Origin of the sequence: Chitinimonas taiwanensis DSM 18899, from assembly GCF_900119825.1 — a bacterium.
GTDB classification, from domain to species: Bacteria; Pseudomonadota; Gammaproteobacteria; order Burkholderiales; family Chitinimonadaceae; genus Chitinimonas; species Chitinimonas taiwanensis.
On sequence record NZ_FPKR01000008.1, the window covers coordinates 26,132 to 42,827 of the forward strand.

At 62.7% G+C, this 16,696-nt stretch carries 16 protein-coding genes; 6 read left to right on the top strand and 10 right to left on the bottom strand.

The annotated features are described in order from the left end of the window. Nucleotides 1-25: 25 nt before the first annotated feature. From BT173_RS10775 to murB, 5 genes are all read right to left on the bottom strand, one after another. Complete coding sequence (locus tag BT173_RS10775; RefSeq protein WP_072428669.1) at nucleotides 26-1,009, bottom strand: peptide ABC transporter ATP-binding protein; 984 nt, start codon at nucleotides 1,007-1,009, stop codon at nucleotides 26-28. Continuing rightward, on the bottom strand, nucleotides 1,002-1,982 hold the full coding sequence (locus BT173_RS10780) for an ABC transporter ATP-binding protein (protein WP_072428670.1): 981 nt from the start codon (nucleotides 1,980-1,982) through the stop codon (nucleotides 1,002-1,004). The genes BT173_RS10775 and BT173_RS10780 overlap by 8 nt, the downstream gene beginning before the upstream one ends. A 9-nt stretch (nucleotides 1,983-1,991) precedes the next feature. Continuing rightward, nucleotides 1,992-2,897, bottom strand: coding sequence for an ABC transporter permease subunit (locus BT173_RS10785; protein ID WP_072428671.1), 906 nt, complete (start codon nucleotides 2,895-2,897; stop codon nucleotides 1,992-1,994). Nucleotides 2,898-2,907: 10 nt separating this feature from the next. Continuing rightward, entirely contained in the window at nucleotides 2,908-3,918 is a 1,011-nt protein-coding gene (locus tag BT173_RS10790) for an ABC transporter permease subunit (protein WP_072428672.1), read from the bottom strand. A 211-nt stretch (nucleotides 3,919-4,129) separates the two neighbouring features. After that, complete coding sequence (gene murB / locus BT173_RS10795) at nucleotides 4,130-5,128, bottom strand: UDP-N-acetylmuramate dehydrogenase (protein WP_072428673.1); 999 nt, start codon at nucleotides 5,126-5,128, stop codon at nucleotides 4,130-4,132. Nucleotides 5,129-5,198: 70 nt separating this feature from the next. Here murB and BT173_RS10800 point away from each other — a divergent pair, with 70 nt between their 5' ends. The 6 genes from BT173_RS10800 (at nucleotide 5,199) to BT173_RS10825 (ending at nucleotide 9,491) form a co-directional block, all read left to right on the top strand. Further along, nucleotides 5,199-5,933: a substrate-binding periplasmic protein gene (locus tag BT173_RS10800; RefSeq protein WP_072428674.1), complete on the top strand. Its 735-nt coding sequence runs from the start codon at nucleotides 5,199-5,201 to the stop codon at nucleotides 5,931-5,933. Next, the gene (locus BT173_RS10805; RefSeq protein WP_072428675.1) at nucleotides 5,930-6,922 is read left to right on the top strand and encodes a 2-hydroxyacid dehydrogenase; all 993 of its coding nucleotides are present in this window, start codon (nucleotides 5,930-5,932) and stop codon (nucleotides 6,920-6,922) included. The genes BT173_RS10800 and BT173_RS10805 overlap by 4 nt, the downstream gene beginning before the upstream one ends. A gap of 153 nt (nucleotides 6,923-7,075) precedes the next feature. Continuing rightward, nucleotides 7,076-7,345, top strand: a complete 270-nt coding sequence (locus tag BT173_RS10810; RefSeq protein WP_072428676.1) for a BufA1 family periplasmic bufferin-type metallophore — start codon at nucleotides 7,076-7,078, stop codon at nucleotides 7,343-7,345. A 68-nt stretch (nucleotides 7,346-7,413) separates the two neighbouring features. After that, nucleotides 7,414-8,247 (top strand): MNIO family bufferin maturase, encoded by an 834-nt coding sequence (bufB, locus tag BT173_RS10815; protein ID WP_072428677.1) that lies wholly within the window; start codon nucleotides 7,414-7,416, stop codon nucleotides 8,245-8,247. After that, nucleotides 8,244-9,008 (top strand): HvfC/BufC N-terminal domain-containing protein, encoded by a 765-nt coding sequence (locus tag BT173_RS10820; RefSeq protein ID WP_072428678.1) that lies wholly within the window; start codon nucleotides 8,244-8,246, stop codon nucleotides 9,006-9,008. The genes bufB and BT173_RS10820 overlap by 4 nt, the downstream gene beginning before the upstream one ends. A gap of 3 nt (nucleotides 9,009-9,011) precedes the next feature. Continuing rightward, nucleotides 9,012-9,491, top strand: a complete 480-nt coding sequence (locus BT173_RS10825) for a DoxX family protein (protein ID WP_072428679.1) — start codon at nucleotides 9,012-9,014, stop codon at nucleotides 9,489-9,491. A 1,025-nt stretch (nucleotides 9,492-10,516) separates the two neighbouring features. Here the strand turns inward: BT173_RS10825 and BT173_RS10830 are convergent. The 5 genes from BT173_RS10830 to BT173_RS10850 all read right to left on the bottom strand — a co-directional run bounded on the left by BT173_RS10830 (nucleotide 10,517) and on the right by BT173_RS10850 (nucleotide 16,573). Further along, nucleotides 10,517-11,413 carry a hypothetical protein gene (locus BT173_RS10830; RefSeq protein WP_072428680.1) on the bottom strand — a complete coding sequence of 299 codons (897 nt, stop codon included), beginning with the start codon at nucleotides 11,411-11,413 and terminating at the stop codon, nucleotides 10,517-10,519. Nucleotides 11,414-11,426: 13 nt separating this feature from the next. Next, a complete protein-coding gene (locus BT173_RS10835) occupies nucleotides 11,427-11,882 on the bottom strand; it encodes a hypothetical protein (RefSeq protein ID WP_139256121.1) in 456 nt (151 codons plus the stop codon). A gap of 79 nt (nucleotides 11,883-11,961) precedes the next feature. After that, nucleotides 11,962-14,721 (bottom strand): phosphoenolpyruvate carboxylase, encoded by a 2,760-nt coding sequence (ppc, locus tag BT173_RS10840; RefSeq protein WP_072428682.1) that lies wholly within the window; start codon nucleotides 14,719-14,721, stop codon nucleotides 11,962-11,964. Between the two features lie 179 nt (nucleotides 14,722-14,900). Then, the gene (locus BT173_RS10845) at nucleotides 14,901-15,311 is read right to left on the bottom strand and encodes a type 2 periplasmic-binding domain-containing protein (protein WP_072428683.1); all 411 of its coding nucleotides are present in this window, start codon (nucleotides 15,309-15,311) and stop codon (nucleotides 14,901-14,903) included. Between the two features lie 11 nt (nucleotides 15,312-15,322). Next, nucleotides 15,323-16,573: a porin family protein gene (locus BT173_RS10850; RefSeq protein WP_139256122.1), complete on the bottom strand. Its 1,251-nt coding sequence runs from the start codon at nucleotides 16,571-16,573 to the stop codon at nucleotides 15,323-15,325. Nucleotides 16,574-16,696 lie beyond the last annotated feature (123 nt).

Consider the following 16,696-nt stretch of genomic DNA (forward strand, 5'->3'; position numbering starts at 1 on the left):
TTTTTGAACGCCGAGCGCTGCGCGATCAGGCGTTAATGGTTTCCACATGGTGGCAGGCCACCAGGCGGTCATCCACCTGGCGCAGCTGCGGCACTTCCTGCTTGCAGCGCTCGCTGGCATGCGGGCAGCGCTTGTGGAAGCTGCAACCGGAGGGCGGATTGAGCGGGCTGGGCAGCTCGCCCTGGATCTTGATCTTGATGCGGCGGTCTTCCTCGCGGATGGCCGGGGTCGCACTCATCAGCGCCTGGGTGTACGGATGCAGCGGCTTGGCATAGATGCTGGCCTTGCTGCCGTATTCGACCGTAGAGCCCAGGTACATGACCATCAGATCGTCCGCCACATGCTCGACCACGCTCAGATTGTGCGAGATGAACACATAGCCGGTGTTGAACTCGTCCTGCAGGTCCATGAACAGATTAAGGATCTGCGCCTGGATCGACACATCGAGCGCCGACACCGGCTCATCGGCGACCACGATCTTCGGGTTGAGGATCATGGCGCGCGCAATCGCGATGCGCTGGCGCTGGCCGCCCGAGAACATGTGCGGGTAGCGGTGAATATGCTCGGGGCGCAGGCCGACCTTGGCGACGATGGCCTTGATCTTTTCCAGGCGCTCGGACTTGCTCAGGCCGGTATTGATCATCAAGGGCTCGTCCAACGTAGCCAGGATGGTCTTGCGCGGGTTCAGCGAGGCATAGGGGTTCTGGAACACCATCTGCACCTTGCTGCGCATGGCCTTCAGCGTGGCCTTGTCGGCATGGGCCACATCGACGCCTTCGACCAGCAGCTGACCCGAGGTGGCCGGCTCGATCATGGTCAGCTGGCGTGCCAGGGTGGACTTGCCGCAGCCCGATTCACCGACCACCGCCAGCGTACGCTTAGGCTGCAGGCTGAAGGACACACCATTGAGTGCCTTGACCGTGGCGTGGCCCTTGAGGAAGCCGCGGCTCACTTCGTAGTAGCGGGTCAGGTCGCGCGCGACCAGCAGCTCGTTGTTCTGCTCAGCCATGCTGGGCGCTCCCTTCGATGTTCAGCGGGTAGAAGCAGCGCACGCGGCCGGCTTCGCCCAGCAGTTGCGGACGCTCGCTGCGGCAGCGGTCTTGCGCAAAGCGGCAGCGCGGGCTGAGCAGGCAGCCCGTCGGGCGGTCGTAATGACCGGGCACGATGCCGGGCAGGGCCGACAGGCGGCGCGCGCCCTTGTTGTGCTCGGGAATCGCGTCGAGCAGGGCCTGGGTATAGGGGTGATGCGGCTGGGCGAACAGCTTGGCCACCGGCGCCTCTTCCACCACCTGGCCCGCATACATCACGCAGATGCGGCGGGCCATTTCGGCCACCACGGCCAGATCATGGGTAATCATGATCAGGCCCATGTTGTGCTCTTTTTGCAGCTTGGCCAGCAGATCCATGATCTGGGCCTGGATGGTCACGTCCAGCGCCGTGGTCGGCTCGTCGGCGATCAAGAGCTTGGGGTTGCAGGCAATCGCCACCGCAATCATCACGCGCTGGTTCATGCCGCCCGACAGCTGGTGCGGATAGGCATTGAGACGGTTCTTCGCGTCGGGAATCTCCACCAGTTCCAGGAGCTCCAGCGCGCGCTGCTCGAGCGCCGCGCCGCGCAGACCCATATGCACCTTCAGCGATTCCTTGATCTGGAAGCCGACCGTGTAAGCAGGGTTCAGGCTGCTTAAGGCATCCTGGAAGATCATCGAGATGTCTTTGCCGACGATCTTGCGGCGCTGGCTGGGCGAGAGCTTGAGCAGATCGTGGCCGTCGAACACCAGCTCGTCAGCCGTCACGCGGCCGGGGGCGTCGATCAGGCCCATCAGCGCCATCATGGTCACCGACTTGCCGGAACCCGATTCACCGACGATGCCGACCAGCTCGCCGCGCTCGATCTCGAAATCCAGGCCATCCACGGCCGGGAAGGGATGCGCGAGCGAACCGAACTCGACGCGCAGGTTTTTGATTTTCAGCAGGCTCATGGCCACTCCTTACGCTGCGCGCTTCAGGCGCGGATCAAGCGCATCGCGCAGGCCGTCGCCCATCAGATTGATGGCCAACACCGAGATCAGGATGGTCACACCCGGCATGGTCACCACCCAGGGCGCGCGTTCGATGTAGTCGCGCGCGGCGGACAGCATGGTGCCCCACTCGGGCGTAGGCGGTTGCACACCCAGGCCCAGGAAGCCCAGCGCAGCCGCTTCAAGCACCGCGCTGGAAAAGCCCAGCGTGGCGTTCACGATCAGCGGCGCCATGCAGTTGGGTAGCACGGTCACGAACATCAGGCGCAAGGTGCTGGCGCCGGCCACGCGGCTGGCGGTCACATATTCCTTGTTGATTTCGGCCATGGCGGCAGCACGGGTCAAGCGCACATAACTGGGCAAGGTGCCGATCGCGATCGCGATCATGGTGTTAATCAGACCAGGTCCGAGGATGGTGATGATGCAGATGGCCAGGAGCAGCGAAGGCAGGGCCAGCATGATGTCCATCAGGCGCATGATGACCGGGCTCAGATAGCGCTGGAAGAAGGCCGCCATGAGGCCCAGCACCACGCCCGGAATCATCGACATCACCACCGACATGAAGGCGATCATCAGCGAGACCTGCGCGCCGTGGATCAGGCGCGACAGGATGTCGCGCCCCAGCTCGTCGGTGCCGAACAGGAACTGCGTCGAACCGCCTTCTGCCCAGGCCGGCGGCGTCAGCATATGGTCACGGTATTGCTCGATTGGGCTATGCGGCGCGATCACGCCGGCAAACAGCGCACAGAACAGGATGAACAGAAAGATGAACAGGGCCACCACGGCGCCCTTATTGGCCGAGAAGCTCTGCCAGAACTCTTTCAGGGGTGAGGGGAAGCTGGGCACGGCTTCCACGGTTTGAACCGGTGTCGTCATGATGGCTTCCTTATTTGTGCGAACGGATACGCGGGTTGACCACGCCGTAGAGGATGTCCACGACCAGGTTGACCACGATGAAGATGGTGGCCGATACCAGGATGCCGGCCTGTACCACCGGGTAGTCGCGGCGCGAGATCGAATCGACCAGCCATTTTCCGATGCCAGGCCAGGAGAAGATGGTTTCGGTCAGCACGGCGCCGGCCAGCAAGGCACCGGTCTGCAGGCCGATCACGGTGATCACCGGAATCAGCGCATTACGCAGCGCATGCACGACCACCACACGGGTCGGGGCCAGGCCTTTGGCGCGCGCGGTGCGGATATAGTCCTCGCGCAGCACTTCCAGCATCGAGGAGCGCGTCATGCGCGCAATCACCGCCAGCGGGATGGTACCCAGCACGATGGTGGGCAGGATCAGGTGCATGAAGGCAGATTTGAACGCGCCCTCTTCACCGGACAGATAGCTGTCGATCAGCAGGAAGCCGGTCTTGACCGGGATGTCGTATTCGATGGCGATGCGCCCGGACACCGGGGTGAGCCCCAGGCTGACCGAGAAGAACATGATCAGGATCAGGCCCCACCAAAAGATCGGCATCGAGTAGCCGGTCATGGCCGCCCCCATCACGCCATGGTCGAAGACCGAGCCGCGTTTGAGGCCGGCGATCATGCCGGCTGGCAGGCCGAACAGCACCGCAAAGATCAGCGCGCAGATGGCCAGCTCGACGGTAGCAGGGAACAGGGTCAGGAATTCCTTGGTCACCGGCTCGCGCGTGACCAGGCTGATGCCCAGATCCCCTTCGGCCAGCTTGCCCAGATAGGTGAAGTACTGCACATGCAGGGGCTGATCGAGACCAAGGCGCTGCATGGCCGCCGCGTGCATCTCGGGGTCGAGACGGCGTTCGCCCACCATGACCTCGATCGGGTCGCCCGGAATCATGCGGATCAGGGCGAAGGCGACCAGCGTGATGCCGATGAAGGTCGGGATGACCGTCGCCAGTTTCCTGAGGATAAAGGAAAACATAGAGTTCCTTCCTGACGGCCGGGATTGCCGGGCCGGGGTTGGGAAAAGCGCGCGATGTTACGCGCGAGTGACGTCAGCGGCAATTTCACCCCGGCGCCAGGCGGGTCTTCTGCCAGGACCGCCAGAGCATGCAAGGGGCGCGAAGCGAATACGGATGCGGCTGCCAGCCCCCTACCCCATCCGAATTAAGGGTTTTCCCTCAGTAGCATCCTTACCACCAGACCGGCTCGGGATTCAGCCGCACGCCGAACTGTTGATACACATCGTCCTGCACGGCGCGCATCAGCGCCGCCACATCTGCCGCACTGGCCCCGCCATGGTTGACCAGCACCAGCGCCTGCTTCGCATACATGCCCACCGGCCCCAGCTGGCGCCCTTTCCAGCCCGCCTGCTCGATCAGCCAACCGGCCGCCAGCTTGACCCGGCCATCGGCCTGCGGGTAGCAAGGCAGACCGGGATGCAGGGCTTTGAGTGCCTCGGCCTGCTCAGTTGTGACCAGGGGGTTGTGAAAGAAGCTGCCGGCATTGCCAATCTCGGCCGGGTCGGGCAGCTTGCTGCGCCGGGTGGCCATGACCGCGTCGGCCACCGCCTGGGCGGTGATTTCCTGGCCCTCCAGGCGCGCGCGCAGATCGCCGTAGTCGAGCAGCGGCTGCCAGGCCTTGGGCAGGCGGAACAAGACCTCGGTAATCAGCCAGCGCCCAGCCTGCTCGCGTTTGAAGATGCTGTCGCGGTAGCCGAACTCGCAGTGTTCGGCGGTGAAGATGCAGGTGGCGCCATCCTCCAGGCTCAGCGCGGCGAGGCCATGAAAGCGATCCTTGAGCTCCAGCCCGTAGGCGCCGATATTCTGGATCGGCGCAGCACCCACCGTGCCGGGAATCAGCGACAGGTTCTCCAGCCCCGGCCAGCCCTGCGCGAGCGTCCATTGCACGAAGTCGTGCCAGTTCTCGCCGGCCGCCGCGGCCACATAATAGGCGTCGGCATCCTCGCCCAGCAGCGTGCGCCCCAGCAGCTCGACCTTGAGCACCGTACCGTCCACCTGCTCGCTCGGTACCAGATTGCTGCCGCCGCCGAGCACATGCAGCGGCCGCTCGGCCTCGCGCAGCAGCGCTTCCAGCTGCTGGGCATCGCTGAAATGCACGAGGTGGTTAGCCTGGGCGCGCAGGCCCAAGGTGTGCAGAGGAGCCAGATCGCAGGCGGGAATGGGCAGCATGAGATTACGCAGTCAGGGAATAATCGGCCGATTATACTGAGCCGGTCCCATCTACCAAGGCGACAGGCTCATGTTTGCCCGTCTGTTGTTTGCCGCACTCGTTTGCCTGACCGCGCTGGCCCAGCCGCTCAAGGTTTACACCGAGGATTTTCCGCCCTTCAATGTGCTGGACGAGCAGGGCCGCCCTAGTGGTTATGCGGTCGAACTGCTGGCCCAGCTGATGCAGGAAGCCCAGCAGGACTACCGGCTCGAACTGGTGCCTTGGGCACGCGCGCTGACCCTGGGCAAACAGATGCCCAACACCCTGATCTTCACCATCGCGCGCACCAGCGAGCGCGAGGCCTTCTTCTACTGGATAGGCCCGTTCGCCAACCGCACCACGGCCTTGATGCGCCTGCGCGACTCACCGCTGCGGGTCGGCTCGCTGGAGGAGGCCAAGCGCTACCGGATCGGGGTGATCAACGGCGATGCCGGCATGGAAATGCTGCGCGCACAGGGCTTTGTGCACGGCAAGAACCTGATCGCGCTCGACAAGCGCAATGACCTGATCCGCCTCTTGCAGCTGAAGTCGATCGACTTCGTGGTGGCCAGCCCGAACATCATGCACTACGTGGCCCGGCGCGCCGGGCTCTCGCCTGATCAGCTGAGCATCCAGTTGATCCTGAATCAGGGGCCCGAAGGCTTTTACTTTGCCCTGAACCGCCAGTCCCCGCCCGAGCTCGCCCAACGCCTGCAAGCCGCCCTGCAACGCCTGGACGAGCGCGGCAGCCTGGATGCATTGAAACGAAAGTACCAGATCGAATGAAAATCGCCGTCTTCGACAGCCACCACTACGACCAGCAGGCACTGAAGTTGGCCAATGCGCGCTTTGGCCACCAGTTGCAGTTCTTCGAGCCGCGCCTGAATGCCAGTACCGCCCTGCTGGCACAGGGCTTCGAAGCGGTCTGCCCCTTTGTGAACTGCCGGCTCGATGCCACCACCCTGGCCCAGTTGCAGCAAGGTGGCACCCGTCTGGTGGCGCTGCGCGCGGCCGGTTTCAATGGCATTGATCTCGCCGCCGCCAAGCAGCTGGGCATCGCGGTAGCACGCGTGCCGGCCTACTCACCGCATGCGGTGGCCGAACACGCATTCGCCCTGCTGCTGACCCTGGTGCGCAAGACCCACCGCGCCTACAACCGGGTGCGCGAGGCCGACTTTTCGCTCGACGGCCTGGTCGGCTTCGATCTGCATGGCAAGACCCTGGGACTGATTGGCACCGGCAAGATCGGTCAGGTGGCCGCGCGCATCGGCGCCGGCTTCGGCTGTCGCGTGCTGCTGGCCGACCCGCAGCCCGATACCGCCTTCGCCACCAGCATTGGCGCGCACTATGTGGCGCGCGAAACCCTGCTGGCCGAGTCGGACATCGTCTCGCTGCACCTGCCGCTCAGCCCGCAGACCCAGCATCTGATCGACGCGGCGGCGCTGGCGGCCATGAAGCCGGGGGCCATCCTCATCAATACCAGCCGCGGCGGCCTGGTCGATACCGGCGCACTGATCGCCGCGCTGAAATCCGGTCACCTGGGCGGTGTGGCGCTCGATGTGTACGAGCTGGAGGAAGGGGTGTTCTTCCAGGACCTGTCCGCCAGCGGCATCGCCGACGACCAGCTGGCGCGGCTGACGACCTTTCCGAATGTACTGATCACCTCGCACCAGGGCTTTCTGACCCGCGAGGCGCTCGCCAATATCGCCGAGACCACGCTGGAAAACGCGCGTGCCTTCGCGGCCGGCGAACCCCTGCGCAATGCGGTGGGCTGAGTCGCGCTGTCATCAATCGTTCAGCGCCGATTCACTGCCCTGTGCCAGAATTCGCACGCATGCTGCGCTTGCGTGTAAGAAAAGCCGACCCGCGCCCGACCAAGGCGCACGGTTGATCGCAACCGCTTCACGAACCTCAACAGGAGTTTGAACATGGACAAGAAACACGCCCTTATCGCCGGTGCCATCAGCAGCTTGATCGCCATGGGTCTTTCCAGCGGCGCCGTGGCTGCCGATGAAAAGTCGGCCAAGGAAAAGTGCTATGGCGTCGCCAAGGCCGGTAAGAACGACTGTGCGGCCGCCAATGGCAGCCACAGCTGTGCCGGCCAGGCCAAGGTGGATAACGACAGCAATGAGTGGAAGTATGTGGCCAAGGGCACGTGCGAGAAAATGGGCGGCAAGACCACGCCTGGCGCCAAGTAAGCCTACTTAGCCGGTTATTGCGGGCAGCCTGGGCTGCCCGTTTTCATTCTGACGCTCGGATTCCTGCCATGCACCACCCCAGCCTGCCGCGCGCTGCCGGCATCGGACTGCGCCTGCCCCATATACGCCAATTCCTGGCCGAAAGGCCCGCTATCGCCTGGGTGGAAGTCCACCCGGAAAACTACTTTGGCGGTGGCGCCAATCTGGCCGCCCTGCATGCGGTGCGCGAGCACTACCCGATCAGCCTGCATGGCGTGGGCATGGGCCTCGGTTCGGCCTGTGGGCTCGACGCCGAGCACCTGCGCCGCTTTCGAAGCCTGGTGGATGCGCTTGAGCCGGCTAGCGTGTCCGAACACCTGTGCTGGAACCGCACTGCCGACGAGTGCTTCAACGATCTCTTGCCCCTGCCCTATAGCGAAGCCGCGCTGGCCTTTATGGTCGAGCAGGTCGACCAGGCCCAGACGGCCCTGGGGCGGCGCCTGCTGATCGAAAACCTATCGAGCTATGTGGCGTTTGCCGACGATACGATCGCCGAGGGCGAGTTCCTCGCCGAGCTGGCGCGGCGCAGCGGCTGCGGCCTGCTGCTGGACCTGAATAATCTGTATGTGAACGAACACAACCTGGGCCGCGATGCGCGCAGCGCCATCGCGGCCCTGCCAACCGCCGCCATTGGCGAGATTCACATCGCCGGCTTCGAAGAGCGCAGCGACGGCCTGTGGCTGGACACCCACGGCACGCCGGTACGCGAAGCAGTATGGCACTTGCTCGACTTCGCGCTGGCGCGCTGCGGCGCGACGCCGGTGCTGCTGGAACGCGATACCCACCTGCCGCCGCTGGCCGAGCTGCTCGACGAAGCCAGCCGCGCGCAGCGCGCACTCGACCAGCTGGAGGCCCAGGCATGACACTCGCCGAACTGCAGGCGCGCTTTATCGCCGCCACCCATGATCCGGTCGCGGCCGAGGCCTTGTTTGGCGCCAGCGCCAAGGGGGCCAGCGCCTATGCGAACAACACGCTGTTCAACCGTGCCGATGCGCTGGGTGAGGCCTACCCGGTCGTACAGCAGCTGGTCGGCGCGGACTTCTTTGGCGGCATGGCACGCGCCTATGCGCGCCGCCACCCGTCGCGCTCGGGCGATATGAATGCCTACGGGGCCGAGTTCGCTGACTTTATCGCCCAGTTTCCGCCCGCGGCCGAACTGCCCTATCTGGCCGACTGCGCACGGCTGGACTGGCTGTGCCAGCGCGCCTACTACGCACCCGACCAGCCCGCCCTGAAACTGGATGCGCTAGCCAGCATCCCGGCCGAGCGCCAGGCCAGCCTGGGTTTCCGGCTGGCCGATGCCGTTGGCCAGCTGGTCTCGCCCTGGCCTGTAGCCAGCCTGTGGCGCGCCCACCAGCCGCTCGAGCACGATGCCGCGAATGCCTTCCCCTCGCCCGACCAGGGCGGCGAGCGCGCGCTGGTCTGGCGCGATGCGCACAACAAGGTGCAGGTACGCCGCCTCCTGCCGGCAGAGCATGCCTTCCTGGCTGCCTGCCAGCTGCAGCTGCCGCTGGCCGAAGCGCTCGAGCGCGCGCTGGACGAGGACATGGATTTTGATTTCGGCCTGTCATTACAGCGCTGGGTGGCCGACCAAGTGATCGTCGACTTTCATCTGGATACCTAAACCATGCCCACCTTGCCCGAACGCGCGCTGCACGCCGCCCAATGCGCCAACATCCTGCTCGAGCGCTACCTCGCCCCGCTGGCCGATCTGGCTGCCCGCCTCTACCTGGCCCAGGTCTTCTTCCGCGCGGGTCTGAGCAAGCTGCAGGACTGGGATACCACGCTCTTTCTGTTCAGCGAGGAATACCGCGTACCGCTGCTGCCCTCGCCGCTGGCCGCCGTGGCCGGCACGGCCGGCGAGCTGATCTTCCCCACCCTGCTCGCCCTCGGCCTCTTCGGCCGCCTGGGCGCGCTGGGCCTGTTTCTGGTCAATATCATGGCGGTCGTCTCCTACTGGCATGTGCTGGGCACACCCGAGCAAGCCGCCGGCCTCACCCACCACCTGGTCTGGGGCCTACTGCTGGCCATGCTGGCCACGCATGGCGCGGGCAAATGGAGTATCGATACGCTCCTGCAGCGGCGCTTCAAGGCTTGGCCGGTTTAAACGTAGTTCGCATTGAAAAAGCCGCCTGGATGGGTGGCTTTTTTCATTTCTTCGGGCGAATCACGTTCTGCAATTCGAAGTGTCGAAGTGGTTTGGCGGCTTCGCCGCTGAGCCTGCGCTTTGCGCAGTTTAGATGCGGGGGTGCGTCCCGTACCCGCCTCACTTTCTTTGCTTCGCCAAAGAAAGTGTGCAAAGAAAGGCGACCCGACGAAACCGCCCCGCTTCGCGGGGTTCCCTGTGCTCCTCGGTTGGCGTGGCCAGGTCAAGAACTCGCCGTCCGTACCGGCCGGCTCAAACAGCTTGCCCCGGACCAAGCCACGCCAACCTGCGGTGCTCGGCGGTTCCGACGGGGCTTGGGCGCTTTGTGGTAGCCGGTAGTGCATATTCCAAAGGTCTATTTGGTAGCTTGTCGCCCCGCGCCAAATGCGGTTGAGACCCAGACATACACCCCGACACCGACTTAAGCGCCATGGCGCCCGTAGGGGGTTATGTCATATGAATGTGTCCGTTCTACGGAGTGCCCATCTGCCCTCGGTACTCGCCGAGCAGCACAGAAGCTCGCGGGGCATTCCGGGGCAAACTGTCTGAGCCAGCGTAGCTGGCGAGTTTTTGCTCCGGCCGCGAGATTCGAGCAGCGCAGGGAACCGGCCGCAGGCCGGCGAGACCGTGGGCGCGCCTTCTTTTGCTTACTTTTCTCTTGTGCCCCGCAGGGGTATGGCGAGACAAGAAAAGTAAGGCGGCTGCGGTGCGCCAAGTTCTTAGTGAGCAAAGCGAGCTTAGAACTGGCCATGCAGAGCAAGCACTCCCGCTAGAAACATTCGCGCCGCAGGCGCTAAAACAAGAACGCCAACAGCACACCGACATTCACTCAAAGAGAGATGAAGTGGGCAGCATTACTACCCACCCTACTTGGCTTCAGCCAGAAAATCGCGCCGTAGGCTCTGAAACAAGGACTTCGGCATCACGCTAGTGACCATTCCCAAAGACATGTTGGGGAGTAACGTGACTCACCCCGTTATGCTCGACTATTTTCTTAGCAGTCGCCCTCGAATAACTTCGATACATTCTTGAAATGTCTTCTCAAAAAAATAAGCATTCTTCTTGCCACAATTGGCCTTCCACTCTTCAAACTGATATCGATCTGGTGATCGGCCAAAATACGTCAAAGGTGCCTTTGACTTTGCCAACTCACCCCAGATGTGAACATCTACGTTGTGAACTTTAACTCCAACAACAAATACCCTAGTTGCCATGCTCACTGCATGCCGCCAAAGCGTCTGCTGATGCTGAACATAACTTGGACTTACTTTAACGGCCTTGCCTTCTGCATACATCGCGATTGCAGGAGACAGACTATCTTCATTGGCACAACGGTGGAGTGTTGCAGCTTGATCTAGAGGTTGAATTGGCGCCTCCACATCCACCTGATTCCTAGCAAAAGTACAGCCCTTAAGGGTCAATGATGGCCAAAAATTACTTGACCCATGGATTTTAAGAACATTTATATGTGACTCAGAGAAATCTAATCCGTAGCAAGTACCAAGGCCCAACGAGGCAGCGGACAACTCAATTAATAGATCATAATTTAGACTTGCATATACTACACGTCGACCACCAACAGCTTGTAACAAGCGAACATAAGCATTTGAATCCCCCGGCGTGAATTGCGCCAAGCACGAAGCTACTTCACGCTGGAAACGCATTACATTCCCACCGGAGTATTCATAATACTCCGCCATGCCTTTCTCAAAATCACTGCGGAATAATTCCTTAAGTGATTCAGGCAAGCTGGCAGCTTCCCCGCCGGCAGCCTCCAGCCGTGCGAAAAGTCCATCAGGGCCAGTACCCAAAGGTGGCGCACTAGGATGAACATTGCCGCTTCCAAAACTTGCACCTGCGCCTAAAAGAATCAATGACGACATAGAAAAGTTATCCTCAATTCGGCGTCATCGGCTTAACCCGCTCCCGATTCCCCATATTCCACCGCGCGCAATACCACTTGGTCTGCTGATTATCCAAACCCACCAAGACACTCAAGGTATCGGTCATATAGCGCAGGCCGTAAATCGTCTGCACCGGCTTGAACTGCACCTTCAGCGTGTCTTCGATCACCTTCTTCACCTCCTCCACCGGCTGATCGATCAGCGTGCCCACCATCAGCGCGCGGCTGGTGTCGATATTGGCGAACATCTCGATGGAGTTGGCGCCGCCCAGGCGCGCGTCCTGTGAGTCCCACCAGCGCGCCTCGCCCCAGTCGCGGATCGAGGCCTGCAGATGGGTGTTGAAGTAGTCATGCCACCAGGCCGTGCTCCAGTCCGAGCGGCACAGCAGCGCGGCTTCGACCTTGTCGTTGAAATCGATGGGCAGGGCCTGGGCGGGCAACGCAAACAAAAGGCCGGACCAGGCCGCCACACAGGCAGCCCGCCGGCCAGCAAACAGCGTGGCCAGCCATCCGGCTGGCCGCTGTGCATCAACCCGAGTTGCGCAGACCCGCGGCAATCCCGTTGATGGTGAGGTGAATCGCATACAGCACATCCTCGCTCTCGTCCCCCTCGCGGAAACGTTTGATCAGGTCCACCTGCAGGTGGTTGAGGGGGTCCAGATAGGGTAGCCGGTTCTTCAGGCTGCGCGCCAGCAGCGGGTTGTCGCCCAGCAATTCCTTGTGACCGGTAATTGCCAGCACCGCATCCACCGCGCGGCGCCATTCGGTCTTGATGCGGCCGAAGATGCGCGCGGCGATATCGGCATCCTTTACCAGGCCCGCATAGCGGCTGGCCAGGTGGATATCGCTCTTGGCCAGCACCATTTCCATATTGCTGATGGTGGCGCGGAAGAACGGCCAGTCGCGGTACAAGGCGGCCAGCTCCTCGATGGCGGCATCGCCTTTTTCCTCGCGGTAGGCGGCAATCGCCGTGCCAAAGCCATACCAGCCCGGCAACATCAACCGACTCTGCGCCCAGGAGAACACCCAGGGAATCGCGCGCAGATCGGCAATGCTATTGGTGGCTTTGCGCGCAGCCGGACGGCTGCCGATATTGAGCTTGGCAATTTCCGAGATCGGCGTCGCTTCGCGGAAATAGGTGATGAAGTCGGGCGTGGCATACACGAGGTCGCGGTACTCGCGGTAGGCGATGCCGGACAGTTTTTCCATCAGGCCCAGTCGTTCCGGGGTATCGGCTTCCAGCGCCTTGGCGGCCGGGAAGCTGGCGCTCAGCGTGGCGGCCAGCAGGGTTTCCAGATTGCGCCGGCCCACTTCGGCATCCGAATACTTGGCGGCGATGATTTCGCCCTGCTCAGTAATGCGGATCTGTCCGGCCACCGAGCCGGCCGGCTGGGCCAGGATGGCTTCGTAGCTGGGGCCGCCGCCGCGACCGACCGAGCCGCCACGCCCGTGGAACAGACGCAGGCGCACACCGGCCTGCTTGAACACCTCCACCAGCTTGACCTCGGCCTTGTACAGCTCCCAGTTGCTGGTCAGGTAGCCGCCATCCTTATTGCTGTCGGAATAGCCGAGCATGATCTCCTGCACGCCTTCGCGCGCCGCAACCAGCTGCATCCACTGCGGCAGGGCAAAGAGCTCGCGCACGATGGCGTCCGAGGCGCGCAGATCGGGAATCGTCTCGAACAGGGGAATGATATTGATCGCCGCATGCGCGGTGGGCGCGAGCGCAATCAGGCCCACTTCCTTGAGCAGCACGGCCACTTCCAACAGGTCGGACACGCTCTGCGCATTCGAGATGATGTAGTTGGGCAGCGCGGCCTGGCCATATTTGCGCTGCACCTCGGCCGCGGTGCGGTAGATGGCCAGCTCCTTGGCGCTGTCCTCGCTGTAGTCCACATAGGGCGTGACCAAGAGACGCGCACTGGCCAGCTCGCGCAGCAACACGGTGCGGCGCCCCGCCTCGTCCAGCGCCAGATAGTCTTCCAGGCCGGCCTTGGCAAACAGCTCGGCTACGACCTTCTCGTGCACACCGCTGTGCTGACGCATATCGAGCGGGGCGAGATGGAAACCGAATACATCCACGGCGCGGATCAGGCGGCGCAGGCGACCGCTGGCCAGGATGGCCGAGTTATGCGCATGCAGCGAGGCCGAGACCGCGCGCAGATCGTCACCCAGTTCCTGCGCATTCGCATACGGCTCGGCGCCTTCAAACGGCAGGATGTCGGCGCGGAATTTGCCGAGCAGATGGGCAGTGGCCAGGATGCGTTGACGGATGGCGGCCATGGCCTGGCGATACGGTTCCTCGGCACGGCTGAGCGGCTGATCGGGCGAGCGCTCGGCAATCGCGCGCACGGCCGGGCTCACTTCGATCAGGCGCGAGGACAGACTCAGCTCGCCCTCAAGCTTGTTCGCTTCCTCGAAATAGAAATCGAAAGCCACAGCGGCTTGACGCGCCACCGCATGCAGGGTCACCTCAGGCACCACGAAGGGGTTACCGTCGCGGTCGCCACCGATCCAGCAGCCCACATGCATGAAGGTGGGCAGCTGCACCGGCTCGCCCGTCATGGCGCTCAGGCGGTCTTCCAGCTCGATATAGATGCGCGGCAGCTGCTTGAGGAAGGTGGAGCGGAAGTAGCTGAGGCCGTTCTCGATCTCGTCCTTGACCGAGAGCTTGAAGGCGCGGATTTCGCGCGTCTGCCACAGAGTGAGCACCACGCGCTTGAGCGCAGCATCGTTTTCCTCCATCTCTTCCGGGGTCAGCGTGACCCGGTCGCGCATGCGCAGCGTGCGTGCAATCGTGCGCTCGCAGTCGAGCAGCGTCTTGCGCTGTACCTCGGTCGGGTGGGCTGTCAGCACCGGGGCGATCAACGTGGCGGCCACCATGGTCTTGATCGCCTCGGGCGAGATGCCGCGCGCGCTCAGCTCTTCCAGCGAATGCGACAGGCTGCCGCGCTGCGGCTTGCTGCCCTGGATGCGGTGATAGCGACGGCGGCGGTTGTGGTGCAGGTCTTCGGCGATATTCGACAGATGGGAGAAATAGCTGAAGGCCCGCGCCAGCGCCACCGTGTGGGCATCGTTCAGATTGGCCAGCGTAGCGGCCAGCTCATCGGCCGCGCCGGAATCGGCTTCCCAGACAAAACGGGCCGCCAGCTCGCGCACATTCTCGATCTGCTTGAGCGTGTCCTCGCCGGTTTCGGTGCGAATGGTATCGGCCAGGAGGCGGGCGAGCAGATCGAGATCCTGCTCCAGCGGCAGGTCTTTGGCGGTAGCGTTGTCGTAGAGGGCCATGATGTTTCTCTGTATGGGAAGGATGCTGCGATGCGTCATTCGAATGTAACGGAGCCGGCGCGCGTAGGGAATTGTAGTCTAACTACAATTTCCGTTTTCCCGCATTCGAGGGCAGAACACAACAGGCTGATGCAAAAGAAAAAAGCCCGCCAAGGCGGGCTTTCTCAGGCTTGTGGGCATTAGAAACTGCCCACCACCTTCACGCTGCCATCGACAGCACCTTTGTCGATATAGCCAATCGCGTTTGGGTTGCCGGCGACAAACTTCTTCACATCGCCACTGCCGCCCACTTCCTTGGGCGGTGTGCCCTTACCAGTGAACTGCATCTTGGCCCAGTGAGCCTTCACGCCGGCGGCATCCTTCTTCAGCACCTTGGTGCTGAACTCATTGCGGGTGGCGCCATCGGTCTGTTCAACCGGGGTGGCAGCGCCGCCGCTGGGAAAGCTGGTGGCCTTGCCGAGAAACAGGTTGGCGACCTGCTCCTGCGACAGGCTGTCCACACCGGCCTTGGGGTTGACGACAACCGCGACTTCCGCGGCGGCATAACTGGCAGCAAGCAGGGCGGCCAGGGCAATCAGACGTTGATTCATGGTGGCCTCCCTTAGAACACGAAGTCAGCGACGAGGCTGTAGACATTGACGGTCTTACCGGCCACGCCAGGCTTACCGGTCGGGGTGGTGAACCAGTTGTCCTTGCCGGCCTCGTTCTTGACCCGGTCGAACTGGGCCTTCAGGGCGATGTTCTTGTAGGCATTCCAGCGCACACCAAGGCTGGTGGTGCTCTGGTCGGCGCCCGACATGGCGCTCATCATCGCGCCGCGGATACAGATGGGCTGCGTTGGAACGGCCCCAGCCCCCGTGCATGGTGCAGTGGGTGCCGGCACGGTCAAGCGGTCAGCCGTGTCATCGTGCTGGGTTTCAATGCTGGCATAGCTGACATAGGGCATGAAGTTGCCAAAGCGATAGCCGACCGTGCCATACCAGGCATTGGTGTCCTCGACATAACTCTCGGTACGGCGTTGCGTGTATTCACCCTGTACCAGTAGCTGGCCATCGTCCCAAGTGGCACCGATGCCGGAGAAGCTGGCTTTTTTGTCCTTGGCTTCCAGCGCATCAGCCGCCGCGCTCCAGCCAGGAATCGCCTGCCCCACGGTACGCATTGCTCCGAATAGCGTCTTTATCGAAGGGCTGGTCACGGTCAGATCGATCTGGGTATAGCCGGCACGCAGCAAGAGCGAACCGATCTCATAAGTGGCATTCACGCCAACCATCTTCTTCGCTTCGCCTTCCAGATCGAACGCCAGATCGAAATCGGTTTGGCCGACAAAGGGCTGTACGGTCAGCGTGTTATCACCCACTGCTTGGCGCCAGACCAAGTCCACACCATCGAAGGTGGACAGCGGCACCTGCGCATACACATCGACCGGCGGCCTAGCCCAGGGGTTGGCGTAACCAACATTACGGAAATCCGAGATCAGGAAGATCGGCGCGCCGATGCGGCCGCCGCGCAGCGATAGATCGGGGGTCAGATCGAATTTGGCGAATGCCCATTCGAGCTCGGGCTTGTAGTCACCCTCCTCGTCCGGCTGCACCAGCACCTGGGCGGTGGCCGAGAAGCGCGGGTGGAACTTGCCCACCACTTGCAGACCAAGCTTGGAATCTACATCCAACGAGGCCGACTTGTCCGCACCCTCGGGCTGGCGCAAGCCATTGCGATACTGGGCATCGTTGGTATCAGTCTGCACGACGCCGACCGTACCAAAACCGGAGAAATGGAAAATCGACTCTTCCGCCATGGCAGCAGCCGGCAGGGCGAGGGAAATCGCGAGTGCGAGGGGACGGATCTTTGACACAGTCACTCTCCTGGAGATGGGGAAGTTTGCTTCGGGCCGCCCGCCATCCTCGTCACATTGCCAGCCGTGCCGGGGGCAGGTCTTCTATCCACCCGGCCAGCAGCAGCGCCGGCCAGGAGGCAG